Origin of the sequence: Caballeronia terrestris, assembly GCF_001544515.1 — a bacterium.
Classification (GTDB): Bacteria; Pseudomonadota; Gammaproteobacteria; order Burkholderiales; family Burkholderiaceae; genus Caballeronia; species Caballeronia terrestris.
On the sequence record NZ_FCOL02000003.1, the window covers coordinates 235025 to 257487 of the forward strand.

The following is a 22463-nucleotide window of genomic DNA, read 5'->3' on the forward strand; positions in this document are numbered from 1 at the left end:
TACGTGGTCTCCGATTGACTGTCAAGCTGTTTCGGTGTTGGGGTCCGTGGCGGCGCGCCATCGATTCAATTGATCGACGCTCGTTCCCACCCCTCCGCACACGATCAGCAAGATGTTCCGGGCGTCGCGCAGCTCGGCCTCTTGCGCGTGCGCGAGCGCATCGAGCGCGGCGACGGACGCGCCGCACGCGGGCTCCACGACGATCCGGTGCTCGGTCAGCAACTCGAAGCATCCCGCGACCGCCTGCCGGTCCGATACGACGATGCTCGCCACCGGGCGACGCTTCGCGAGCGCGAGCGCCTCGGCACACACGCTGCGCGCGCCGAGCGACGTCGCGATGCTCGTGATCGCCGGCAATTCGAGGCGCTCATCGGCAGCCAGCGAGCGAGCGTACGAATCGGCGCCTTCGGTTTCCACGGCGACGATCGGCACGTCCTCCCAGCCGTTGCGGCGCAGGCCCTCAGCCACGCCGCAGAGCAACCCGCCGCCGCCCACCGACAGCACGACTGCATCCGGCTCGAGTCCCGCGCGCGCGACTTCGTCGATCATGGTCGCGTGGCCTTCCCAGAGGAGCGGATCGTCGAAGGGATGGAGGAACGCATCGGCCGATGTGCACGACGCGAGCGCGAAGCGATTCGCTTCGTCCCACGACTTGCCGTGCACGACGACCTCGGCGTCCTCCATGCCGATCAGGTGCTTCGCGCGCTCGGAGGTCGTCTCCGGCACGACCACGAGCACCGGCACGCCGAGCTTGCGTCCCGCGTAAGCAACGGCGAGCCCCGCATTCCCACCCGATGACGACACGAACCGCCGCGCCCCGCGCTCCTTGTACACCGCGCACGCGTGGCCAATGCCGCGCGCCTTGAACGAGCCGGTCGGCTGCATCGCTTCGATCTTCATCCAGACGGATTTGCCGAGGCGCTCGGAGAGTGCGCGTGATTCGACGAGCGGAGTTTCGATGTACATGGGAGGAAGAGGTATCAGCGGGAGGACGATGATTTTACGCCCGGCGTTAGAGGCGCACCGCGTCGAACAACGCAGCGCATTCGGGACCGATCCTTGCTGCCCCAAAATCAGGCGCACACACAAAAGCGAGGATCACGATGAAGCCCACAACACTGGCGCTCAGCCACATGGCGGCTGTGTTTATCGGCAGCACGATCGCGATCGTCGCGAACGCGCAGCAGCCGAACAAGCTCGACAAGGACAGCACGCCCGCCTATCAGGAGCACAACACGACATCGCCCGCGAGCGCGACCGCCGCGCGCAATCAGGCGCTCAAGACCGATCCGGGCAAGACGTCGTCGGGGAAGGGTCCGGCGCCTGACCGTCCGAACGGACTCGGCATGGATGCGGGCGCGGGCAGCATGAGCAAGAAGCAGTAACGCTTACTCCGGCCGCCACGGCCACGTCGAATAGCGCGAAGGCTGATCTTTTGAATCAGGCGGCGCATCGGCATCGCCCGGCGGCGCTTCGACCTCGCTCGGCGGCGCTTCGATCTCTTCTTTCGGCACCTTCGGCAAATTCTCGCCGAACCACGGCACCTCCTGGCGCCGCTCGCTCACATACGCCTCCCAGCCCTTCGCGTCGCCTGCGAAGAGATCATGCTGGATCGTGTGCGCGAGCAGTTGGCGGTTCAGCGTCTCGTCAAGCAGCGCCTTCGGCCACACGAAGAAAGCGCCCGTCGCGCGCTTGATGAAATCCTGAGGATGCATTCCGGCATCGACCTGATTAAGGATGTTGAAGCTCACCAGCGCGTCGTCTTTCGCGAGCGCTTCGCCGATGGTCGCGCGGCTGTCCGCGCATTTCGTCAGGCAGAAGATCGCTTCGAGCACATCGCCGAGGTGGAGAAGCAGAGCGCGTCTTTCGTAGGGATCGTCCATTGCGGCCTCAGAGTGATTCACATTGGTTTGCTGCATGCATGCACACATCGTGCCGCAAGCATTCACCGCGTGATTCTATCGAACCCGCTGCGACATGCTCTTGTCGTGCTCTATCGGCAGAGTCGGTACGGCCCCATGTCGACATGAAAATGCATCCGATGCAGCGCGTTGTAATCGGGGCCGAGCGTCGTGTTGAACGCGCGGCACGCGCCGTCGTGAAGGCGATGGAGGAACACGGCATCGGACGAGTCGCCGTCCCAGCGCGCGAAGGTGACGCGCCGTCCGCTTTCGAGGACGAAGCCGCTCAGGTCGATGGCATTCGCGCTCGCATGCTGGCTGCGCGCCCCCTCTTCCTGATTGTTGACGTTGCGGCACGCGAAGCTCCCGACGTGCTCGATCTTCCGCACGGGCTGGCCGAAGATTTCTTCCGCCGCCGGCTGCAGAGTCTGATGCTCGAACAGCGCCATGCCGACCGCGAGCGGACACGTCGCGAGAAACGGCCCGCTGTACTGGACATCCGATTGAGTCACGCGGAGCACATCGTTTAGTTCGCAGCCGGCGGGCTTCGATGAATCCGCAATCGGCCGGTACGCGACGCCCGAGCGATCCAGCGCCGCCATGCAAAGCGCGTGGTCATGCGCGATGCGCCACAGCTTGATCGACGTGAGCGGTCCGCGCGGCTCGCGCACGTCGAGCGGCGCGAACGGGTTCCACTTGTCCGGCACCGCGACGCGCCCCGAATACATGGCGAAGCCTACGAGCGCCACGCCGACGATCACGATCAAGAACACGATCAACAGCAGCCATCCGGCGATGCGTGCGCCCACGTTCACTCCGAAGTCCGCTCAGGACCGCACGAGCGAGCATGACGCGTGCCCGTCAATCTGCTATGCGCTATCCGCGCGGCACGTCCTCGACAACCGCCGCGAGGATCATCGCGCTGGCGTTCAGCGGCGACGGGCGGCACGCACGCGGCCGATAGATCGCATCGCCGCGTCCGATGCTGCGGCCGCTCAGCGCGCAGGTGCCCGGTTGCCGTGCGATGCTCGCGCGCCAGACTTGATCGCCGTAGCGGCAGGAGCGCGGATCGCACCACGCGACCGTCGCCGTGCTCGACGTCGGCCGGTCGATCACGCTCACGCGCACGGCGGCGCTCGTGGGGGCGTCGCAGATCGCGTGTTTGCGTGCGGCGCTCGAATCGCTGGCACACGCGCCCTTGCCGGCCGACTGCATCGTCAGCCAGCCGACCGTTTGCGACCAGGGATCGATACCGAAGGTTCGTCGTTCCATAAGGCACCTCTTCTCGTCAGATCAGGAGGAACCGGCGCTCAAAGCCAGCACCGGGCGCTGAATTCACGTCGAAAATGAAGCGGCCGCGTCGGAGGCACTCGATGCTGCGTGCGGGTCCGGCGGGAGTTACGGAGTAGTTATGTAGTCGATGATACGTAGCGAGAGCACACCTTACATCGTTCGAAAATGGCGCGCCATGATACCTACGTATAAATAAACCAAGGATGCCCTTCGATGGGGCTCATCCATAGAGCTGGCGCGGGTTTCGGCCCAACCTGTGCGCTCATTGCGAACCGTGGTATGCGCATGCCGTCCTGCATATTGGAACGGTAAATGACCTCAAAGATATGACGATTTGCACCGTCATGTCGCACTCGCATGCACGCGCTCGGCAAGCTTCGCGTCGTAGCTCGAATGCACGTGGACGCGCTTCTTGTCCGGATACGCATACGAGTACGCTTTACGCAATGCGAGCGACGCCTCGTGAAAGCCCGACAGAATCAGCTTCTGCTTATTCGGATAGTTGGCGATGTCGCCGACCGCGAAGATGCCCGGCCGCGACGACTCGTAGTTCGACGTATCGACTTCCACGCGCCCGCCGCGGATGTCGAGCCCCCAGTTCGCGATCGGCCCCAGGTCCGCGACGAGGCCGTAGAGCACGACGAGCATGTCGGCCGCAATCTCGCTCGTGCCCTCCACATGCTTCATCGAAACAGAGCGCAACGTGCCCTCCGGCGCTTCGAGCCCCGCGATCATGCCGACGACGAAATCCATCTCCCCCGATTCGACGGCGCGCCTCATGCTGTCCACCGACGATGCCGTCGCGCTGAAGCCATTGCGCCGATGCACGAGTGTGAGGCGCTTCGCGACGTTGCGGAGCGCGAGCGCCCAGTCGAGCGCGGAGTCGCCGCCGCCCGCGACGACGACGTACTTATCGGCGAAATCGGCCAGCTTTGCAACGCTGTAGAACACGTGCCGATCTTCCAGCGCAGGCGCTTCGGGAAGCAACAATCGCTGCGGAAGAAACGCGCCGTTGCCGGCCGCGAGCAGGATCGCGGCGGCATCGAACGTCATGCCTTGTTCGGTGCGTACGGTCCAGCGGCCGTCGTCGCGCTGCACGACGTCCATCACGCGTTGCTCCAGATGGATCGGCACATCGAACGGGGCGCATTGCTGCATCAAACGCTCGACGAGTTCGCGTGCCGTGCAGGAGGGAATCGCGGGGATGTCGTAGATCGGCTTGTCGGGATACAGCTCGATGCACTGCCCGCCAATGCGTCCGAGCGCATCGACGATCTGGCACGAAAGGCCGATCACGCCCGCCTCGAACGCGGCGAAAAGCCCCACGGGACCGGCGCCGACGATCAGCACATCGGTTCGGATGGGCGCTTGTTGGTAGCTGTCTGCATCGGTGGACATGGGTTCGCGTTCGATCGTTCGTTTCGACGAACCCAAGATACAGAATGCATCCGGCGCGGGCAACGATAACACCGCGCCCGGTAAGGACGAAGGGCAATCAGTGCGCTGACGCTCCCGCGTAGTAAGCCGCTGCCGCGTCGATCTCCTCGGGCGTCATGTTGCGCGCGATATTGCGCATCTGCTCGTTGATGTCGTTGCTGCGCGCACCCGTCGAGAACGCCTGCAACTGCGCCTTCGTGTAGGACGCTGGCAGGCCGTCGAGCCACGGACTGCCCGCCTTGTTGTCGATGCCGCCGTGACACGCGGCGCAAGGCGCGATGTTGCGCATCGGTGCGCCGTGCGCGACGATCGCCGGCGCGTTCGACGTACTTACGCGATGCTGCGCCGCCGGCTTCGGGAGGCTCGAGTAGTACGCGGCGAGGTCGCGCATGTCCTGGTCGCTCAGGTTCTTCGCCATCGGCGACATCACCGCATTGGTGCGCGCGCCATGCTGGTAATCGAGCAGCTGCTTGTAGATCACGACTGCATACTGTCCGGCGAGATTCGGCGAATTCGCGTCGCTCATGCCGCGCTCGCCGTGGCACATCGTGCATCTGAGCGCGAGCGTCGCGCCGCGCCCGATCGAGTTGTCGCTCGACTTCGCGAGTAGTTGCGGCGTCACTTCGACGGCCGATAGCCGCACCGTCGGCGCCACCGGCGTGCCGCCTTCGAGCCACTTCTGCGGCACGCCCGCCGCGCTGCAGATCGCGTTCCAGATGCCCTTGAATCCCGCGTCGGTTTGTACGGACGGCAGCCATACGAACCCGATCACCGCCGCCACGATCGCGACCCCGACCGTGATCGCGACGCTCGTCTTGAACCACGTATTGCTCAGCGAGAAAAGACGTTCGTCGTTCATCGCTGCGCTCCGATGGGAACGGCGGGCACCGACGTCTCGGCGCGCGTCATCAGTTGCGCGATCGGATAGCCGTAGTTGACGAGCGTGAGGCCGATCATCAGCGCGAGCCACAGGGCGAAGCCGTTCAGCGCGACCGGTATCGTGCGCGGCTCGTGTATGGCTTTGCTGAAGCGGAATTCCTCGGGCACGACGCGTTCGGCGCGATGCCCGCGAATCAGGACGATGAAAAACAGCACCGCCGATGCGACGAGGATGAACCCGCCGATCACCGAGAGAATGACGGAGAACGCCTGCGCCGCGATCTCGGGATTCGAATAATCGTAGAAGGCCATGCGGCGCGGCATGCCGAGAATGCCCGCGTAATGCCACGGAAACGTCAGCACGATCATGCCGATGAACCACAGCCACAACTGCGCGCGCATGAGTTTCAGGCTCGTGAGCGCGCGGCCCGTCAGATGCGGCCACAGATCGTAGGCGATCGCGAAATACATGATGACGATCGCGCCCGCGAAGATCAGATGGAAGTGGCCAGTGATCCACTGCGTGTTGTGGATCGTCGAGTCGAGCTGGTAGCTCATGTTGATGATGCCGCCCGCGCCGCCGAAGCCGAGCATCACGAACGAGAACGCGACGGCGAGCATCATCGGGTTGTGCCACGGAAGCGCCGCGATCCAGCCTAGCGCGCCCTTCCCGCCGCGCAGCCGCGCCGCGATCTCGACCGATGCGCAGATCGTGAACACGGTGAGCAGTGTCGGCACTGCGACGAGCGCCGTGAACACCGAGTGCATGAACTTGAAGCCCGCGCCGACTTGCGGATCGGCGAAGAGATGGTGAATGCCGATCGGCATCGACACGACGAGGAACAGGATGAACGAGATGCGCGCCATAGAATCGCTGTAGAGCCGCCCGCCGATCGCGCGCGGGATGATCGTGTAGTACGCGATGTAAGCCGGCATCAGCCAGAAGTAGACGATCGCGTGCAGCGTCCACGAGAAGAATACGCGCGCCAGTCCCGCGTCGATCGTGCTCTTCCATCCGAACGCGACCGGCAGGATCTGGAAGATGATTTCGAGCGCCGCGCCGACCGCCGTCCAGCCCCACAAGTACGCGCCCGCGACGGTCGCGAACATCGCGAGCGGTACCGGGCGCCCCGGATTCTCGCGCTTCCATGCGTTCATGTTCACCGACATCAGCCCGACCCAGATCCACGAGCCGACCACGACCAGCACGACGCCGAGGTAATAGAAGACGTTGCCGATCATCGGCGGATAGAACGTGTAGAGCACGGACGCGAGGCCCATCGCCACGGGCACCATCGCGACGACCGCGCCCACCGCGACCAGCACGAATCCCGCCCACGCCCAGCGCAAGCCGATCAGCGGTTTCTTCAGCGCAAGCTCGCTCACTGCATAGCCGAAGCCCATCGCGACGAGCGTCGGGAAGACGTAGCCCATCGCCGAGCCGTGCGCGGTCACGGAGCGGTAGTAAATCTCGGCGTCCTGCAGCCACGGATGCAGCGGGCTGCGCACGAGCATCTGCCACGCGCCGAGCAGGAGCGCGATGCCGAATGCCGCGAACGCCAGCCAGAAGTGCGCGAGCACGAGTCGCTTGCTATTTAACACAGCTCAACCTCCCCGATGAGGCAGCCGCCATTTGCGCGAACGACGCCTTGTCCACCACGCGCACGTGCGCCCACATGCCCTGGTGGCCCACGCCGCAGTATTCGTGGCACGGCATCAGGTGATCGCCCGGTTTGTCGAACGTGGTCTTGAACGTCGAGACGTAGCCCGGCTCCAGCATCGAGTTGATGTTCGTGTTCGTGATGAGAAAGCCATGCACGACATCGGAGCTCGTTGCGCGAAAGGTGATCGGCGTGTTCGCGGGAACGAGCAGGCATTGCGGCGTGAACGAGTACTGCTGCGCGACGATGCGCACGGTCACCGAGCCGTCCGGCTCCGTCGCGCTGCCGAGGTTGCTTTCGACGAATTCGCCCGATACGTGCAGCGTCTCGGGCCGGATCGTCTCGACGCGCGAGGGCGGCATCATCGCCCAGTGCAGGCCGGTGAAGATCGTCATCGCGATGAGGACCAGGATGATCGCGATGACGACCATCGCCCAGCGCTTCTCGACCCGTTCGGCGACATCGTGCGATGCGGAGTTCATGGCCATGTGCGCCGCCTCACTGGATCACGCCGCGAGGCAGGAAGACGATGAAGTAGAACGCGAACCAGCAGCCGATCACGATCGCGGTCGCGATGCTCGCGAGCACGATAGCGCCGCCCGGGCCGCGACCGACGATCTCCTCGACGGCGGCTTCGTCGTCTGCATCTCTTTCGGAGAGTGGCATGCTCATCACGTCCTCAATAAAGTGGTGCGGAGCGCAGTTCGTTCACTTCCTTGACGGTCACGGGCGCGCCGTGATTGCCCCACGCCGTGCGGATATAGGTGACCACCGCCGCCACCTCCACGTCCGACAACGACTGCGCGAACGGCGGCATGCCGTAGGGCTTCGGGTTCTTGAAGGTGCCGGGCGCGTAGCCGCCGTTCAGCACCATGCGGATCGGATTAACCGCGGAATTCATCTCGATCGACTGGTTGTTCGCAAGTGGCGGGAAATGCGGCGGCTTGCCCTGCCCTTGCGCCGCGTGGCAGACCGCGCACTCGGCGTCGTAGACCTTCTTGCCGAGCGGCACGAGGTTGTTGCGCGCTTCGGTGACGTCGGGGCTTGGCGGCTCTGACGTATCGCCGGAGCGCTGCGGCAGCGCCTTCAGATAGACCGACATCGCGCGCACGTCCTCTTCGGTCAGGTATTGCAGGCTGTTGTAGACCACTTCCGCCATCGGTCCGTACACGGCGCCGCGATCGGAGATGCCGGCATGCAGCAGGCCCACGATGTCCTGGATGCTCCAGTCGCCGAGCCCGGCTTCCTTGTTCGACGTGAGCGACGGTGCGTACCAGTTCTGCAGCGGGATCAGCCCGCCCTCGAACGCCTTCGACGACACGTTGCCCCCCAGCTTGTTGATCGCCGTGTGGCACATCGAGCAATGTCCGAGCCCTTCGACGAGATACGCGCCGCGATTCCATTCCGCCGACTGCTTCGGGTCCGGCACGTACTCGCCTTCCCTGAAGAAGAGCGCGCGCCAGCCGAGCAGCAGTTGCCGCTGGTTGAACGGAAAGCGCAATTCGTGCGGCCGGTTCGGCTGATGTATCGGCGTCGTCGAGAGCAGATAGGCGTGGATCGCGTCCGAGTCCGCGCGCGTGACCTTCGTGTACGAGCCGAACGGCATCGCGGGATAGAGCAGCGCACCATCGCGTGACTTGCCCGTGTGCATCATCGTGTAAAACTCGGCAGCGGTCCATTTGCCGATGCCGTTTTCCTTGTCCGACGAAATGTTCGGCGAAAACAGCGTGCCGAACGGCGTGTCCATCGGACGGCCGCCGCCGAACTCCTTGCCTGCCGGCAGCGTGTGGCACGCGACGCAATCGCCCGCGCGCGCGAGGTACTCGCCACGCTTGATGGTTGCGGCATCGGCTTTCGTCGTGGTCGTCTGCGCGCTTGCGCCGGTCATCGACACGCACGCGAGCGCCACGGCGCAGCTCGTCCCGAGCAGGACCCGTACGGCAAGCGCTTCGAGGTGTCGGAGACTGGGCACGTCGAGTCCTCGGCTAGTTGGGCACGCTGCCGCACGTGAGCGGCATCTTCAACGACCCGGCCGCTACCGGCACCGGGTTGGCCGGCGCGGGCAGCGAAGCGAGATACGCGGCAATGGCCGTGATGTCGCGCTCGCTCAAAAGCTGAGCGACCGTCTTCATGCAATCGGGCGCAAGCGCGCTGCGCGTGCCGTAGCGCCATGCGCCGAGCTGCGCGCTGAGATAGTTGGCGTGCAGGCCGAGCAGGCCGGGAATGGCGGGCTCCATGCCAGTCATCGCCGCCGCGTGACATGCGACGCACGCGGGCAGCTTGCGCGATGCATCACCTTGCATCACGAGCGTCTTGCCGAGCGCGAGTGTCTTGGCATCGACGGTGACGGGGGCCGATGGCGGAAACGGAGGATGCTCGGACGCGAAGTAATTGGCGATGTCATGCAGATACGCATCGGGCAAATACGCGAGCAGGTAATTCATCGGCGGATATTTGCGGCGGCCGTCGCGAAACGCCTGCAACTGATTGTAGAGATAGCCCGCAGGCTTGCCGGAGAGGCGGGGGAAATAGTCGTTGTCGGTGCCTTCGCCGCGTGCGCCGTGACACGCAGCGCAGCCGAGGACGCGCGCAGCCATCGTGTCGGGCGCGCGCTCAAGCGGCGCGTCCGCGCAGAAGGCATTCATGCTGAAAAACGCGAGGAGCGCGAACAAGAAAAAAGCGCTGCGTTTTTCCACGTGTCCCCCGTTTCGATTTGCCGTGTTCGTTTCGTTGCAGCGGTGAATCTCAACGATCCAGCAACGAGCGTTATTAAAGGCGATGCGAACAGCGATTACGGGTGCGGCTGGGTTGACTTGATCTTACAAGACTCGCTGGAAAATGCCAGCAGGAATACAGCAGCTAGTTAAGTGAACATTGTGAAAACGCAAAGGACATTTAAATTCGCGTGCGTATGAAGGGAATAATCAATACCACTTTTTTGATGCGGGGAACAATAGCGGGTTTTCTGGACGGCTTTCGATTTGTATCGGCTTTTATTTCAAGCCCAGCCGCTTGGCCAAACGGTTCAGATTGGCGCGGTCCATGCCCAGTTCACGTGCAGCGGATGCCCAGTTCTGACTGTTACGCCCAAGCGCGCCGGCCACGACCGTGCGTTCGAACGACGTTACTGCATCGCGGAAATTTTGCTGGGCGGCTTGCGCGGCATCGGGCTCGATACGCATGCGCGCCTGCGTTGTATCGGACAGGCCGAAGTCGGCGGCATCGAGCGTGAGGATGCGCGGCCTTTCGCGCAGCGCCGCGAGCGCCTTCAACGCCGTGCGCCCGATCAAATGCTCCAGTTCGCGCACGTTGCCGGGCCATGCATAGCCGAGCAGCGCAGCTTGCGCATCGGCGGATAGGCGCAGGCTCTGCAAGCCCAGTCGCCAGCGGTTCTCCTCGAGGAAGTAGCCCGCGAGCAGCAGCGCGTCGCGACCGCGCTCGCGCAGCGGCGGCACGACGAGCGGATACACGCTCAGCCGGTGATAGAAGTCCGCGCGAAAGCGTCCCTCCCGCACTTCGTGCGCGAGGTCGCGGTTGGTCGCCGCGATCAGCCGCACATCGACGGTGTGCTCGCTATCCGAGCCGATGCGCTGAAGCTGGCCGTTCTGCAAGACGCGCAGCAGCTTCGCCTGCACGACCAGGGATAGTTCGCCCACTTCGTCGAGAAAGAGCGTGCCGCCATCGGCGAGTTCGAACTTGCCGCGCCGGTCCGACGAAGCCCCCGAGAACGCGCCCCGCACGTGTCCAAAGAGCTCGCTTTCAACGAGCGTATCGGGCAGCGCCGCGCAATTCAGGCTGATGAGCGGCTTGCTCGCGCGCGTCGAGAGCGCATGGATCGCGCTCGCAACCAGCTCCTTGCCGACGCCGGTTTCGCCCGTCACGAGCACCGTCAGGTCGCTCTTCGCGACGATCGCGATCTCTTCCTGCAAGCGCTTGTGCTGCTCGCTCGCGCCGATCATCTCGCGCCTGGCGCTGCCGCTCGCCTGACGATACGCCTCGGCGCGCTCGTGCTCCTCTTCGCTCTCGCGCGCAAGCGTATCGATGCGCTCGACCACGCTCACCGTCGCCGCGGCGAGGCTCAGGAACGCTTCGAGTGACGCCATGTCGACGCGATCGAAGCGCGCCGGATCGAGCGCATCGAGCGTAAGCAAACCCCACGGACGGCCACCGATGAAAAGCGGGCATCCGAGGCAATCGTGCACTTCGAGATCGCCGGTGACGCCCTTCACGAGGCCGTCATAGGGATCAGGCAGCGCAGAGTCCGATGCGAAGCGCGTCGGCCCCGCCTGCAAGAGCAGTTGCGCAAAACGCGGATGCTCGCTCACGCGAAAACGCCGGCCGAGCGTGTCGCTCGTCAGGCCGTCGATGGCGAGCGGCACGAGCGTGTCGCCGTCGAGACGCAGGAGCGCGGTCGCATCGCTGGGAAAAAGCGCGCGCAGGCTCTGCAACAGGCGCCGGTAGCGCTCGGTATCGGAGAGATCGCGCGACAAGTCCTGCATCAGCGGGACGAGGGCGTCGAGTAATGCCTTTGCAGTCATATCGACTTCGGTTGGAGTCGTTATGACCAGAGTCGAATCGACCATCAATCCATTTAACCTATTGATTTCATTGAGATACAAGGCTGGCACGAATCGTGGATGCGTATTGCGGGCAACCACTCAAACTCACGCGAGGAACCACTCATGCTGTCACCCGAACACCGTGCGATCGTCAAAGCAACCGTTCCCCTTCTCGAAAGCGGCGGCGAGGCCCTTACCCGGCATTTCTACGCGATGATGCTGGCCGAGCACCCGGAAGTGCGTCCGCTCTTCAACCAGGCGCATCAGGCGAGCGGCTCGCAACAGCGCGCGCTTGCGAACGGCGTGCTGATGTACGCGCGGCACATCGACCAGCTCGAAAAACTCGGCGGTCTCGTCTCGCAGATCATCAACAAGCACGTCGCGCTGAACATCCTGCCGGAGCATTATCCGATTGTTGGCGGCTGCCTGCTCAGAGCGATCCGCGAAGTGCTCGGCGCCGAGATCGCGACCGATGCCGTGATCGAAGCCTGGGCCGCCGCCTACAACCAGCTCGCCGACATCCTCATCGGGCTCGAAGAAAAGATCTACAGCGAGCGCGAAGAAGCGCCCGGCGGATGGCGTGGCACGCGGCTCTTTCGCGTCGCGCGCAAGGTGCAGGAAAGCGACGAGATCACGTCGTTCTACTTCCGTCCCGACGACGGCGGCGCCCTGCTCGACTTCCATCCGGGCCAGTACATCGGCTTGCGCGTCATCATCGACGGCGAAGAAACGAGGCGCAATTATTCGCTTTCGGCCGCGCCCAATGGCCGCGAGTACCGCATCAGCGTGAAGCGCGAGCCGAACGGCAAGGTCTCGAATCACCTGCACGCAAACGTGCACGAAAACGACACGCTGGAACTCTTCGCGCCGTCGGGCGATTTCAAGCTCGAGCATAACGACAAGCCGCTCGTACTGATAAGCGGCGGTGTGGGCATCACGCCGACGCTCGCGATGCTGCAAGCCGCGCTCGCGACGCGGCGTCCGGTGCACTTCATCCACGCGGCGCGTCATGGCGGCGTGCATGCGTTCCGCGAAACGATCCAGTCGCTCGCGGACCGCCATCCGCAACTGAAGCATTTCTACTGCTACGAGCATCGCCGCGATGGCGACGATCACGCGCACGGCTTCGGTTTCATCGACGAGGCGCGGCTGCATCAGTGGCTGCCGGAAACGCGCGACGTCGACGCGTATTTCCTCGGGCCGGTGCCGTTCATGAAGGCGGTGAAGAGGCATCTGAAGGCGCTCGGCGTACCGGATTCTCAGAGCCGCTACGAGTTTTTCGGGCCGGCATCGGCGCTGGAATAACGTTTCGATAACCGGTGGCGTGCGCAGTTTTCATCGCGCGTCACTGGTCACCTAAAAATAGCCAAAACCGGTTATTTTCAGAAGCCACTTCGAAGCCTAATCTTGCTCCTGTCGCGCCACTTCCGGCGCCTCGCTCAACCGAACGAAGAGGAACCGATCATGCAATCCCGTCTCGACTTCTACAAAGCCAACCCCCACGCAATCAAGGCGATGCTCGCGCTGGAAGAGCGCATCGGCAAATCGTCGCTGGAAAAGTCGCTCGCCGAACTGGTGCGGCTGCGCGCGTCGCAAATCAACGGCTGTGCGTTCTGCGTCGACATGCACACGACCGATGCACGCAAGGCCGGCGAAACCGATCGACGGCTCGCGACGGTCGTCGTGTGGCGCGAATCACCGTTCTTCACGGATCGCGAACGTGCGGCGCTCGAATGGACCGAATCGCTCACGCTGGTGTCGCAAGAGCACGTGCCCGACGCCGTGTGGGAAGCCGTGAAGCCGCACTTCAGCGACGAGGAAATCGTCGACCTGACACTGCTCGTTTCGGCGATCAATGCATGGAATCGTTTCTCGATCGGCTTCCGCAAGATCCCTTCTTGATGCCGATTCTGAAATGAGCCTGCGCGCCTTTCGCTCTTCGCAACGGTCGAGCGGAAAGGCTCGCAAAGCAGTTGCAGCGGCTCATACTTGAAGGCGCTTCGGGACACTCTGATGAAGATCCAGGAACCCTCCACCACCTACGTCGCACCGCCCGGAAAGCGCCAGCCGCCCGGGCATTTCGCGCTGTTCAACCTCGGCTTCAGGCCGTTCTATCTTGGCGGCGCGGCGTGCGCGTCGGTTGCGCTGGTCGTGTGGCTAATGGTGCTGGCCGGAGTGCCTGTGACGGGCGGATATTTGATGCGCGCGAATCCGATCGGATGGCACGCGCATGAGATGGTGTTCGGGTTCGCGGCGGCGATCGTCGCCGGCTTTCTGCTCACCGCTGTGCGCGCGTGGACCGGACGCGATACCGCGCACGGCGCCGCGCTCGTAGGTCTCGCCGCGCTGTGGCTGGCGGCGCGTGCGCTCGTGTGGAGCGGTCCCGCAGTGCCGGCCGCTATCGTCGACAGCGCGTTCTTGCCCGTCACGGCGCTGCTGCTGTTGCGCGTGCTGCTTGCTGCCGGCAACAAGCGCAATTACTTCCTCGTGCCGGTGCTGCTCGTCTTCGGCGCGCTCGATGCAGCCTTCCACTTCTTCACGCTCGACGCCCGCCCTGATCTCGCGATGCGCTGCATTTACGCGGCGGCGGGCATTGTCGTGCTGCTGGTCAGCGTGATCAGCGGACGCGTCATTCCGATGTTCACCGCCAACGCGATACCCGGCTTCGTCGCGCGCAAATGGCGTCCCGTGGAGCTCGCGGTCGCGCCCGTCACCGTGCTCGCGCTCTTCGCCGATGCCGCCGCGATCGATTCGCGGATCGTCCTCGTGCTCGCGGTCACCGCGTGCGCGACGCATGCGGCGCGGCTCATCGGCTGGCGCTCGTATCGCGTGCGGCGTCCGGCGATCCTCGCGGTGCTGCATCTCGCGTACGCGTGGATTCCGCTTGGCTTCGCGCTGCTCGCCCTCTCAGCGGTGGGCGCAGCGCCGCACACCCTCGCGATGCACGCGTTCACGGCGGGCGTGATCGGCGGAGCGATCATCGCGATGATCACGCGCACCGCGCGCGGGCATACGGGCCGGCCGCTCGTCGCCGATTCGCGCGATGTCTGGAGCTACGCGCTCGTGATGGGCGGATCGGCGCTGCGCGTGCTCGGGCCACTCGTCGCGCCGCAGTTCTATGGCGTGTGGCTCTGGAGCGCGGGCCTGTGCTGGGCGCTCGGCTTCGCGATCTATGTGGCCGCGTATGCGCGCTTGCTGTGCCGGCCACGCGCCGACGGCAAGCCGGGCTGAATTCGCCAGCATCCGCCCTCCTTTGGCGGGGTTCACAAGACCATCCCCCTGAAGCCCGAGCCAACCCTACTCGCGGCGGGTTTCAGCCGCGCGCGGCAAGCGCGACACTACGTCAACGGTTCAACGAATGCGGACCTGCCGGGCCAACGGGGAACGGGGAACGGCACCAACAAGCAGGACGCATCGTGAACGGATCGGGGCAGGCATCGACGCGAAACGCGCATGCCGACACAAGCAAACATCATCGCCGGTCACGCCTGGACAAATGGGCGAGGAGACCACCTGCCGGCAGCAGCGACGACGCGCGTCGACGAAGCGGCGGGCCAACCGCGGACAGCGCGTGCCCAATAAAAACGGGCGACCTGCCGGGCCGCCCGCCTTGACCAACTTAAGAATAGCTCAACGCACCTTCCCGCTCTTCCACGCCGACAGCAGTTCGTCGTATTTCACCGTCTCGCCCTTCGGCTTTTCGTTCGCGAGCTTCTTCCACGGCGCGTGCTGGTCCGACAGCCACTTCGAAGGATCGCTTTCCGGATTGAGCTGCGGCGCGCAGACCTTCATCCCCGCGCGCTGCAGGCGTGCCAGCACCTGATCCATTTCCTTCGCGAGGTTGTCCATCGCGGCTTGCGGCGTCTTCTCGCCGGCGACCGCCGTCGCGACGTTCTTCCACCAGAGCTGCGCCATCTTCGGATAGTCGGGCACGTTGTTGCCGGTCGGCGTCCACGCGACGCGCGCCGGGCTGCGATAGAACTCGATCAACCCGCCGTACTTGTTGGCGTTCTTCGTGAAGTAGTCGCTATGCACGTCCGAGTCGCGGATGAACGTGAGACCGACGATCGACTTCTTCAGCGACACGCTCTTCGACGTCACGAACTGCGCATAGAGCCACGCAGCCGCGCGCTGGTTGGCGGGCGTCGACTTGAAGAACGTCCAGGAACCGACGTCCTGATAGCCGTTCTGCATGCCGTCCTTCCAGTAAGGACCATGCGGCGACGGCGCCATGCGCCACTTCGGCGTGCCGTCCGCATTGGTCACGTTGCCCGGCTTCAGCATCGATGCCGTGAACGCGCTGTACCAGAAGACCTGCTGCGCGATCTTGCCTTGCGCGGGGACCGGGCCGGCTTCGTTGAACGTCATCCCCGAGGCTTCGGGCGGCGCATATTTCTTCAGCCAGTCGATGTATTTCGTCGTCGCATAAACAGCGGCCGGACTGTTCGTGCCGCCGCCGCGCGACACCGACGCGCCCACCGCATGGCAGCCGTCCGGCGTCACGCGGATGCCCCATTCATCTACGGGCAGGCCGTTCGGGATGCCCTTGTCCGCTTCGCCGGCCATCGAGAGCCATGCGTCGGTGAAGCGCCAGCCGAGCGACGGGTCCTTCTTGCCGTAGTCCATGTGACCGTAGACTTTTTCCCCGTCGATGGTCTTCACGTCGTTCGTGAAGAAGTCGGCGATGTCTTCGTAGGCGCTCCAGTTGACCGGCACGCCGAGGTCATAGCCGTACTTCGCCTTGAACTTGTCCTGCAGGTCCTTGCGCGCGAACCAGTCGGCGCGGAACCAGTAGAGGTTCGCGAACTGCTGGTCGGGCAACTGATAGAGCTTCTTGTCGGGCGCGGTCGTGAAGCTCGTGCCGATGAAGTCCTTGATGTCGAGGCCCGGGTTGGTGTAGGCCTTGCCCTCGCCTTCCATGTAGTCGGAGAGCGGCACGATTACGCCGTAGCGATAGTGCGTGCCGATCAGGTCCGAGTCCGAGATCCAGCCGTCGTAGATGCTTTGTCCGGATTGCATCGACGTCTGAAGTTTCTCGACGACGTCGCCTTCCTGGATGATGTCGTGCTTGACCTCGATACCGGTGATTTCGGCGAACGCCTTGGCGAGCGTCTTCGATTCGTACATGTGCGTGTCGAGCGTTTCCGACACGACGTGGACCTCTTTCACGCCTTGCGACTTGAGCTTCGCGGCGGTGTCGATGAACCACTTCATCTCGTCCAACTGCTGTTGCTTAGAGAGCGTGCTCGGCTGGAACTCGCTATCGACCCACTTTTGCGCTGCTGCAGTATCTGCGAGTGCGGCGGTGCTTGCCAACGCCCCCGCGAAGATGCTCCCGACTGCAAGCGCGACGATCCGTCTCCTGTGCTTCATGGTTTTCTCCTCACTTTCTCACACACCCCTTGGATCATCTGCCGGGTTCCGCTCGGGGTAACAACGAACCGGCTGTCTTTCTGCGCTGGCGCTCGGGGTTTATTGTTGAACGCCGTTTGATGCGCGTGGGCCTCTATGAAACTTGTCTTTTTGTCGGTCTATTTGCTCTGCCCCTGTCCGGGGCGGGACTCACTTTCTTTGCTGCTGCAAAGAAAGTAAGCAAAGAAAGCAGCTTCCAACCGCCAAAGCTAACAAACCCTCACTCGCGTAAAAACGGATTGGCGCTGGAGAGTAAGTGTCGCCCTCACGGTGGAACCGGGCTTGGCTCGCGGACCCACTGTGGCAACGCGCACTTCCTCTGAGTGGTATGCGCTCCGTTTGGCGCCGTCCTCGCTTCGCTCCGACGTGGGGTTCACTAGAACCATCTTTTGCTTGCGCTCCTACTTGCCTTAATTCCCTGCGCCGTACACCCGACGTCTGAGCGCGTAGCTCCGTCCTCGCTTCGCTCCGACGTCGGGTTCACAAAAGCCATCTCTTGATTGCGCTCCCTGCTTGCCATAATTCCCTGCGCCGTGCACCCAACGTCTGAGCGCGTAGCGCGAGGACGGATGTATGACTGCTGCACCTGTCCGGTGTACTGCGCGTTGCCACAGTGGGTCCGCGAGCCAAGCCCGGTTCCACCATGAGGGCGACACTTACTCTCCAGCGCCAATCCGCTTTTACGCGAGTGAGGGTTCGTTTGTACTAGCGGTTGGAAGCTGCTTTCTTTGCTTACTTTCTTTGCAGCAGCAAAGAAAGTGAGTCCCGCCCCGGACAGGGGCAGAGCAAATAGACCGCTAAGAAAGCAAGTTCCATAGAAGCCCACGCGCACCAAATCAGCCCCACTCCAAGCGCCAGCGCTTACCCCCTCCACATCACCACCCCAAGCACGAGCATCGAAACCACGAATCCTGGCCAGGCACTGGCGCCTTCGGAACTCACGCCGATCCACGCAAGGTTGATATAAGCCGCAGTCAGCAAGCCGATGAACAGCCGGTCCCCGCGCGTAGTAGGAATCGGCAGGAAGCCCTTGCGCTCGACGGTCGGCGCCCGGATCTCCCAGACCGTCATGCCAGCCAGCATCACCGCGATGCAGGCGAAGAAGATCGCCACCTCGGGCGTCCAGTACATCCACGTAATCATCAGACTCTCCCCATCGCAAAGCCCTTCGCGATGTAGTTGCGCACGAAGTAGATGACGAGCGCGCCCGGGATGATCGTCAGCACCCCCGCCGCCGACAGCACGCCCCAGTCCATGCCCGCCGCCGAGATCGTGCGCGTCATCACGGCCGCGATCGGCTTCGCGTTGACGGTCGTGAGCGTGCGCGCGAGCAACAACTCGACCCAACTGAACATGAAGCAGAAGAACGCCGTCACGCCGACGCCCGATTTGATGAGCGGCAGAAAGATCTTGATGAAGAACGCAGGAAACGAATAGCCGTCGATGTACGCGGTCTCGTCGATCTCGCGCGAAACACCCGACATGAAGCCTTCGAGAATCCACACGGCGAGCGGCACGTTAAACAGCATGTGCGCAAGCGCGACGGCGATATACGTATCCATCAGCCCAACGCTCGAATACCATTGGAAGAACGGCAGCAGGAACACGGCAGGCGGCGTCATGCGGTTCGTGAGCAGCCAGAAGAACATGTGCTTGTCGCCGAGGAAGCGATAGCGCGAGAACGCATACGCCGCGGGCAACGCGACCAGCACCGACATCACCGTGTTCATCAATACGTAGATGATCGAGTTGATGTAGCCCCAGTACCACGAGGGATCGGTGAAGATGATCTTGTAGTTGTCGAACGTGACGTGGCGCGGGAACGTCGAGAACGCGGAGAGCGTCTCCTCGTTCGTGCGCAGCGAGATCGACAGCATCCAGTAGAGCGGAAGCAGCGCGAAGAGTATGTAGACGACGATCGTCAACGTGCGCATCCAGCGGCGGTCGTCACGCATGGTCGTCTCCCGTCGTCGCGGGGCCGCCCTTGCCGACGCGCTCCATCCAGTTGTACAGGATGAAGCACAGCAGCAGGATGATCAGGAAGTAGATCAGCGAGAACGCCGCCGCCGGCCCGAGGTCGAACTGGCCCACCGCCTTTTGCGTGAGGTATTGCGAGAGGAACGTCGTCGAATCGCCCGGGCCGCCGCCTGTCAGCACGAACGGTTCGGTGTAGATCATGAAACTGTCCATGAAACGCAGCAGCACCGCGATCATCAGCACACCGCGCATCTTCGGCAACTCGATGTAGCGGAACACGGCGAAGCGGCTCGCGCCATCGATTTCGGCGGCCTGATAGAACGCATCGGGAATAGCCCGCAATCCCGCATAGCAGAGCAGCGCGACAAGCGGCGTCCAGTGCCAGATGTCCATCACGAGGACCGTGACCCACGCATCCGACGGACTCGCCGTGTAGTTGTAGTCGATGCCGAAATGATTGAGCCAGTAGCCGAGCAAACCGATGTCGGGGCGCGCGAAGATCTGCCAGATCGTGCCGACGACATTCCATGGAATCAGCAACGGCATTGCGAGGATCACCAGTGCCGCTGATGCGCGCCAGCCCGACGCGGGCATCGCGAGCGCGAGGCCGACGCCGAGCGGTATCTCCAGCAGCAGCACGCACAGCGAAAAAATCACCTGACGGCCAAGCGCGCCGCGCAAATCCGAATCGTTGATGATGTTGCGAAACCATTCGGTGCCGACGAACACATGCTGCGTCGGGCTGATGATGTCCTGCACCGAATAGTTCACCACGGTCATCAGCGGCAGGATCGCAGAGAAAGCGACGCAGATGAACACGGGCACGACCAGTAGCCACGCCTTCTGATTAATGGGCTTCATCGTCCGATCCTTTCGTCGTTGCTGAAGAACACGGTCTCCGGCGCGGCGAGCCGCAGCCACACCGGACCGTCGTTCAGCGTCACGTGCGGCTCGACCTTCGCCTTGAACACGTGGCCATCGCAATCCGCCGTCACGAGCTGGTAGTTGCCGAGGCTTTGCGCGCGCACGAGCCGCGCCTTGACCGCGCCCGGCGTTTCGTTCTCGGAAAGCCGCGTGAATTCGGGACGGATGCCGAGCTTCAGATCACCGTTCGCGTGCTTCAAGGTCGCGAGCGTGTTCGCGTCGACTTGCAGGCGTTGCGAGCCGATCGTGACGGCATCGGCATCGAGCGCGATCGGGCAGAGGTTCATTCCCGGACTGCCGATGAAGTACCCGACGAACGCGTGATCCGGCTTCAAAAACAGCGCCTCCGGCCCGCCTTTCTGCACGACGCGGCCGTTCGTCATCACGACCACTTCGTCGGCGAACGTGAGCGCTTCCACCTGATCGTGCGTCACGTAGATCAGCGTGAGCTTCAGTTGCTGATGGATCTTCTTCAACTGGCGCCGCAGCATCCACTTCATGTGCGGATCGATCACGGTGAGCGGTTCGTCGAAGAGAATCGCGGCGACGTCCTTGCGCACGAGGCCGCGCCCGAGCGAAATCTTCTGCTTGGCATCCGCCGACAGGTTGCTCGCCTTGCGCTTCAGTTCGCGCGTCATGTCGAGGATTTCCGCGACTTCGTGCACGCGGGCATCGACTTCGCGCGCCGGCAGTTTGCGGTTGCGCAGCGGGAACGCAAGGTTGTCGAAGACGCTCATCGTGTCGTAGATCACGGGGAACTGGAACACCTGCGCGATGTTGCGTTCGCGCGCGCCAAGGCGGGTGACGTCGCGGCCATCGAAGAGTACGCGTCCTTCCGACGGCGTCACGAGCCCCGACACGATGTTGAGCAGCGTCGACTTCCCGCAACCGGACGGTCCCAGCAACGCGTACGCGCCGCCGTCTTCCCAGACCATGCTCATCGGCTGGAGCGCGTAGTCGTCGAGCGTCGCCGGGTTCGGGCGATACGCGTGCGCCAGGTTCTCGAACTCAATACGCGCCATGGCTCGCCTCCGGGCCGGACACGAGTTTGGCGTGCCCATCGAATACGAAGAGTTCGGCGGGATCGACGAATACGTCGAGTTCGGTGCCGAGCGCGATCTGGTGCACGCCCTGCAACTGCGCGACGAGATCGATGCCGCCCGTCTTCGTGTGGACGTGAAGATACGTTTCCGAGCCGCTCAGCTCGGCGAGTTCGAGCCGGCACGGCACCGCGATCGCGCGCGGCGTACGCGCCTCAAGCCGCAGATGCCCTGGCCGGATGCCGATGCGGCAGGTGGAACCATCGGCGGCGCCGAGCCTGACCGGCACGTCGATGCCGATCGGCAGATGCGCGATGCCGTCGGCGGTGACTTCGCTCGTCAGCATGTTCATCGGCGGATCGTTGAAGACGGCGGCGACATCGACGGTCGCCGGCGCGTTGTAGACGTCGAGCGTGCGGCCGTATTGCAGCACGCGGCCCTTGTCGACGATCGCCGTGTAGCCGCCGAGCAGCAGCGCTTCGAGCGGCTCGGTCGTCGCGTACACGACGGTCGTCTTGCCGTCGGCGAAGAGCGTCGCGAGTTCGGCGCGCAGTTCTTCGCGCAGCTTGTAGTCGAGGTTGACGAGCGGTTCGTCGAGCAGCACGAGCGACGAACGCTTGACGAGCGCCCGCGCCAGCGCGCAACGCTGCTGCTGCCCGCCTGACAGTTCGCCCGGCCGCCGTTGCAGTAAATGTTCGATATGAAGCTTCGCGGCGACTTCTTTCACGCGCACGGCGACCTGCTTCGAATCGACGCCCTGCAGCTTGAGCGGCGACGCGATGTTGTCGAACACGGTCATCGCCGGGTAGTTGATGAACTGCTGATAAACCATCGCGAGATTGCGCTGGCGCACACCGACGCCCGTCACGTCCTTCCCGTCGACGAGCACGCGCCCCGCGTTCGGTTTGTCGAGCCCGGCCATCACGCGCATCAGCGTGGTCTTGCCCGCCTGGGTGGGGCCGAGCAGCACGTTGATGGCGCCCGGCGTCAAGCGGAGATCGACGCCGTACAGATGCGTCTGCCCGCCCGAAACGACGGTGACCCGCTCCAGTTCCAAGACCAAAATGCGCTCCTTGTCGATGCCTGCTGTCTTTTCGTCGATGACCGTGCGCGCTTCGCCCGCCGCGGTCCGGCGCCATATGGCGCTCATCGGAGGCGCGCGCTCATGGGCCGTGCGTGCGGGTGGTCGTCGAAAAAAGTGTCGCCGGCCGCGCGGCGAAGCCGGCTCGGGAAAGGCGCGGGCGTCCGCTTTGCGGGACGCGGCCAAGGAAACTGCCAGGCGTTTGGTTCATCCATGTCTCGTTCGTTTTTATTGGACACCGATGCTGCGGTCGTGGCCCTGATTTTCAAAAAGGAAACCAAAACAACAAGGAGCATGTT

Annotated in this window: 22 protein-coding genes; 4 read left to right on the plus strand and 18 right to left on the minus strand. The window is 63.6% G+C overall.

Annotated features, from left to right (window positions below):
- Nucleotides 1–21: 21 nt before the first annotated feature.
- On the minus strand, nucleotides 22–966 hold the full coding sequence (locus tag AWB67_RS04370) for a pyridoxal-phosphate dependent enzyme (RefSeq protein WP_087655001.1): 945 nt from the start codon (nucleotides 964–966) through the stop codon (nucleotides 22–24).
- Between the two features lie 137 nt (nucleotides 967–1103).
- Here AWB67_RS04370 and AWB67_RS04375 point away from each other — a divergent pair, with 137 nt between their 5' ends.
- The gene (locus AWB67_RS04375; RefSeq protein WP_125477543.1) at nucleotides 1104–1385 is read left to right on the plus strand and encodes a hypothetical protein; all 282 of its coding nucleotides are present in this window, start codon (nucleotides 1104–1106) and stop codon (nucleotides 1383–1385) included.
- Nucleotides 1386–1388: 3 nt separating this feature from the next.
- Here AWB67_RS04375 and AWB67_RS04380 read toward each other — a convergent pair whose 3' ends face one another.
- From AWB67_RS04380 to norR, 11 genes are all read right to left on the minus strand, one after another.
- On the minus strand, nucleotides 1389–1883 hold the full coding sequence (locus AWB67_RS04380) for a hypothetical protein (RefSeq protein WP_087655003.1): 495 nt from the start codon (nucleotides 1881–1883) through the stop codon (nucleotides 1389–1391).
- A 110-nt stretch (nucleotides 1884–1993) separates the two neighbouring features.
- Complete coding sequence (locus tag AWB67_RS04385) at nucleotides 1994–2710, minus strand: extensin-like domain-containing protein (RefSeq protein WP_200822166.1); 717 nt, start codon at nucleotides 2708–2710, stop codon at nucleotides 1994–1996.
- 67 nt (nucleotides 2711–2777) lie between these two features.
- Nucleotides 2778–3173, minus strand: a complete 396-nt coding sequence (locus tag AWB67_RS04390; RefSeq protein WP_087655004.1) for a DUF3331 domain-containing protein — start codon at nucleotides 3171–3173, stop codon at nucleotides 2778–2780.
- A 363-nt stretch (nucleotides 3174–3536) separates the two neighbouring features.
- Nucleotides 3537–4592, minus strand: a complete 1056-nt coding sequence (locus tag AWB67_RS04395) for an NAD(P)/FAD-dependent oxidoreductase (RefSeq protein ID WP_087655005.1) — start codon at nucleotides 4590–4592, stop codon at nucleotides 3537–3539.
- A 97-nt stretch (nucleotides 4593–4689) separates the two neighbouring features.
- Complete coding sequence (locus tag AWB67_RS04400) at nucleotides 4690–5490, minus strand: c-type cytochrome (RefSeq protein ID WP_087655006.1); 801 nt, start codon at nucleotides 5488–5490, stop codon at nucleotides 4690–4692.
- The gene (locus tag AWB67_RS04405; protein WP_087655007.1) at nucleotides 5487–7112 is read right to left on the minus strand and encodes a b(o/a)3-type cytochrome-c oxidase subunit 1; all 1626 of its coding nucleotides are present in this window, start codon (nucleotides 7110–7112) and stop codon (nucleotides 5487–5489) included. Before AWB67_RS04405 ends, AWB67_RS04400 begins: the two co-directional genes overlap by 4 nt.
- Nucleotides 7102–7659, minus strand: coding sequence for a cupredoxin domain-containing protein (locus AWB67_RS04410; RefSeq protein WP_087655008.1), 558 nt, complete (start codon nucleotides 7657–7659; stop codon nucleotides 7102–7104). Before AWB67_RS04410 ends, AWB67_RS04405 begins: the two co-directional genes overlap by 11 nt.
- 10 nt (nucleotides 7660–7669) lie before the next feature.
- Nucleotides 7670–7837, minus strand: coding sequence for a hypothetical protein (locus tag AWB67_RS41355; RefSeq protein WP_200822171.1), 168 nt, complete (start codon nucleotides 7835–7837; stop codon nucleotides 7670–7672).
- A 13-nt stretch (nucleotides 7838–7850) separates the two neighbouring features.
- Nucleotides 7851–9059: a c-type cytochrome gene (locus tag AWB67_RS04420; protein ID WP_087655062.1), complete on the minus strand. Its 1209-nt coding sequence runs from the start codon at nucleotides 9057–9059 to the stop codon at nucleotides 7851–7853.
- Nucleotides 9060–9156: 97 nt separating this feature from the next.
- Complete coding sequence (locus AWB67_RS04425; protein ID WP_087655063.1) at nucleotides 9157–9816, minus strand: c-type cytochrome; 660 nt, start codon at nucleotides 9814–9816, stop codon at nucleotides 9157–9159.
- 348 nt (nucleotides 9817–10164) lie between these two features.
- Nucleotides 10165–11754: a nitric oxide reductase transcriptional regulator NorR gene (gene norR, locus AWB67_RS04430; protein ID WP_087655010.1), complete on the minus strand. Its 1590-nt coding sequence runs from the start codon at nucleotides 11752–11754 to the stop codon at nucleotides 10165–10167.
- A gap of 99 nt (nucleotides 11755–11853) precedes the next feature.
- On the opposite strand from norR, the gene hmpA reads away from it, so the two are divergent.
- From hmpA to AWB67_RS04445, 3 genes are all read left to right on the plus strand, one after another.
- Nucleotides 11854–13035 (plus strand): NO-inducible flavohemoprotein, encoded by a 1182-nt coding sequence (hmpA, locus tag AWB67_RS04435; RefSeq protein ID WP_087655011.1) that lies wholly within the window; start codon nucleotides 11854–11856, stop codon nucleotides 13033–13035.
- Nucleotides 13036–13194: 159 nt separating this feature from the next.
- Nucleotides 13195–13632 (plus strand): carboxymuconolactone decarboxylase family protein, encoded by a 438-nt coding sequence (locus AWB67_RS04440; protein ID WP_087655064.1) that lies wholly within the window; start codon nucleotides 13195–13197, stop codon nucleotides 13630–13632.
- Nucleotides 13633–13743: 111 nt separating this feature from the next.
- Nucleotides 13744–14961, plus strand: coding sequence for an NnrS family protein (locus AWB67_RS04445; protein ID WP_087655012.1), 1218 nt, complete (start codon nucleotides 13744–13746; stop codon nucleotides 14959–14961).
- 399 nt (nucleotides 14962–15360) lie between these two features.
- On the opposite strand, the gene AWB67_RS04450 is transcribed toward AWB67_RS04445, so the two are convergent.
- The 6 genes from AWB67_RS04450 to AWB67_RS04475 form a co-directional block, all read right to left on the minus strand.
- Nucleotides 15361–17103, minus strand: a complete 1743-nt coding sequence (locus AWB67_RS04450; RefSeq protein WP_087655013.1) for an ABC transporter substrate-binding protein — start codon at nucleotides 17101–17103, stop codon at nucleotides 15361–15363.
- A gap of 900 nt (nucleotides 17104–18003) precedes the next feature.
- Nucleotides 18004–18285, minus strand: coding sequence for a DUF2160 domain-containing protein (locus tag AWB67_RS04455; RefSeq protein WP_087655014.1), 282 nt, complete (start codon nucleotides 18283–18285; stop codon nucleotides 18004–18006).
- Complete coding sequence (locus tag AWB67_RS04460; RefSeq protein ID WP_087655015.1) at nucleotides 18285–19097, minus strand: carbohydrate ABC transporter permease; 813 nt, start codon at nucleotides 19095–19097, stop codon at nucleotides 18285–18287. Before AWB67_RS04460 ends, AWB67_RS04455 begins: the two co-directional genes overlap by 1 nt.
- Nucleotides 19090–19980 carry a carbohydrate ABC transporter permease gene (locus tag AWB67_RS04465; RefSeq protein ID WP_087655016.1) on the minus strand — a complete coding sequence of 297 codons (891 nt, stop codon included), beginning with the start codon at nucleotides 19978–19980 and terminating at the stop codon, nucleotides 19090–19092. Before AWB67_RS04465 ends, AWB67_RS04460 begins: the two co-directional genes overlap by 8 nt.
- Nucleotides 19977–21065 (minus strand): ABC transporter ATP-binding protein, encoded by a 1089-nt coding sequence (locus tag AWB67_RS04470; RefSeq protein ID WP_087655017.1) that lies wholly within the window; start codon nucleotides 21063–21065, stop codon nucleotides 19977–19979. The genes AWB67_RS04465 and AWB67_RS04470 overlap by 4 nt, the downstream gene beginning before the upstream one ends.
- A complete protein-coding gene (locus tag AWB67_RS04475) occupies nucleotides 21052–22146 on the minus strand; it encodes an ABC transporter ATP-binding protein (RefSeq protein ID WP_087655065.1) in 1095 nt (364 codons plus the stop codon). Before AWB67_RS04475 ends, AWB67_RS04470 begins: the two co-directional genes overlap by 14 nt.
- Nucleotides 22147–22463 lie beyond the last annotated feature (317 nt).

Coding starts and splice junctions, on each gene's coding strand:
- AWB67_RS04370 (WP_087655001.1), bottom strand. CDS start 966: ATGTACATCGAAACTCCGCTCGTCGAATCACGCGCACTCTCCGAGCGC.
- AWB67_RS04375 (WP_125477543.1), top strand. CDS start 1,104: ATGAAGCCCACAACACTGGCGCTCAGCCACATGGCGGCTGTGTTTATC.
- AWB67_RS04380 (WP_087655003.1), bottom strand. CDS start 1,883: ATGGACGATCCCTACGAAAGACGCGCTCTGCTTCTCCACCTCGGCGAT.
- AWB67_RS04390 (WP_087655004.1), bottom strand. CDS start 3,173: ATGGAACGACGAACCTTCGGTATCGATCCCTGGTCGCAAACGGTCGGC.
- AWB67_RS04395 (WP_087655005.1), bottom strand. CDS start 4,592: ATGTCCACCGATGCAGACAGCTACCAACAAGCGCCCATCCGAACCGAT.
- AWB67_RS04400 (WP_087655006.1), bottom strand. CDS start 5,490: ATGAACGACGAACGTCTTTTCTCGCTGAGCAATACGTGGTTCAAGACG.
- AWB67_RS04410 (WP_087655008.1), bottom strand. CDS start 7,659: ATGGCCATGAACTCCGCATCGCACGATGTCGCCGAACGGGTCGAGAAG.
- AWB67_RS41355 (WP_200822171.1), bottom strand. CDS start 7,837: ATGCCACTCTCCGAAAGAGATGCAGACGACGAAGCCGCCGTCGAGGAG.
- AWB67_RS04420 (WP_087655062.1), bottom strand. CDS start 9,059: ATGACCGGCGCAAGCGCGCAGACGACCACGACGAAAGCCGATGCCGCA.
- AWB67_RS04425 (WP_087655063.1), bottom strand. CDS start 9,816: ATGAATGCCTTCTGCGCGGACGCGCCGCTTGAGCGCGCGCCCGACACG.
- norR (WP_087655010.1), bottom strand. CDS start 11,754: ATGGTCGATTCGACTCTGGTCATAACGACTCCAACCGAAGTCGATATG.
- hmpA (WP_087655011.1), top strand. CDS start 11,854: ATGCTGTCACCCGAACACCGTGCGATCGTCAAAGCAACCGTTCCCCTT.
- AWB67_RS04440 (WP_087655064.1), top strand. CDS start 13,195: ATGCAATCCCGTCTCGACTTCTACAAAGCCAACCCCCACGCAATCAAG.
- AWB67_RS04445 (WP_087655012.1), top strand. CDS start 13,744: ATGAAGATCCAGGAACCCTCCACCACCTACGTCGCACCGCCCGGAAAG.
- AWB67_RS04450 (WP_087655013.1), bottom strand. CDS start 17,103: ATGAAGCACAGGAGACGGATCGTCGCGCTTGCAGTCGGGAGCATCTTC.
- AWB67_RS04455 (WP_087655014.1), bottom strand. CDS start 18,285: ATGATTACGTGGATGTACTGGACGCCCGAGGTGGCGATCTTCTTCGCC.
- AWB67_RS04460 (WP_087655015.1), bottom strand. CDS start 19,097: ATGCGTGACGACCGCCGCTGGATGCGCACGTTGACGATCGTCGTCTAC.
- AWB67_RS04465 (WP_087655016.1), bottom strand. CDS start 19,980: ATGAAGCCCATTAATCAGAAGGCGTGGCTACTGGTCGTGCCCGTGTTC.
- AWB67_RS04470 (WP_087655017.1), bottom strand. CDS start 21,065: ATGGCGCGTATTGAGTTCGAGAACCTGGCGCACGCGTATCGCCCGAAC.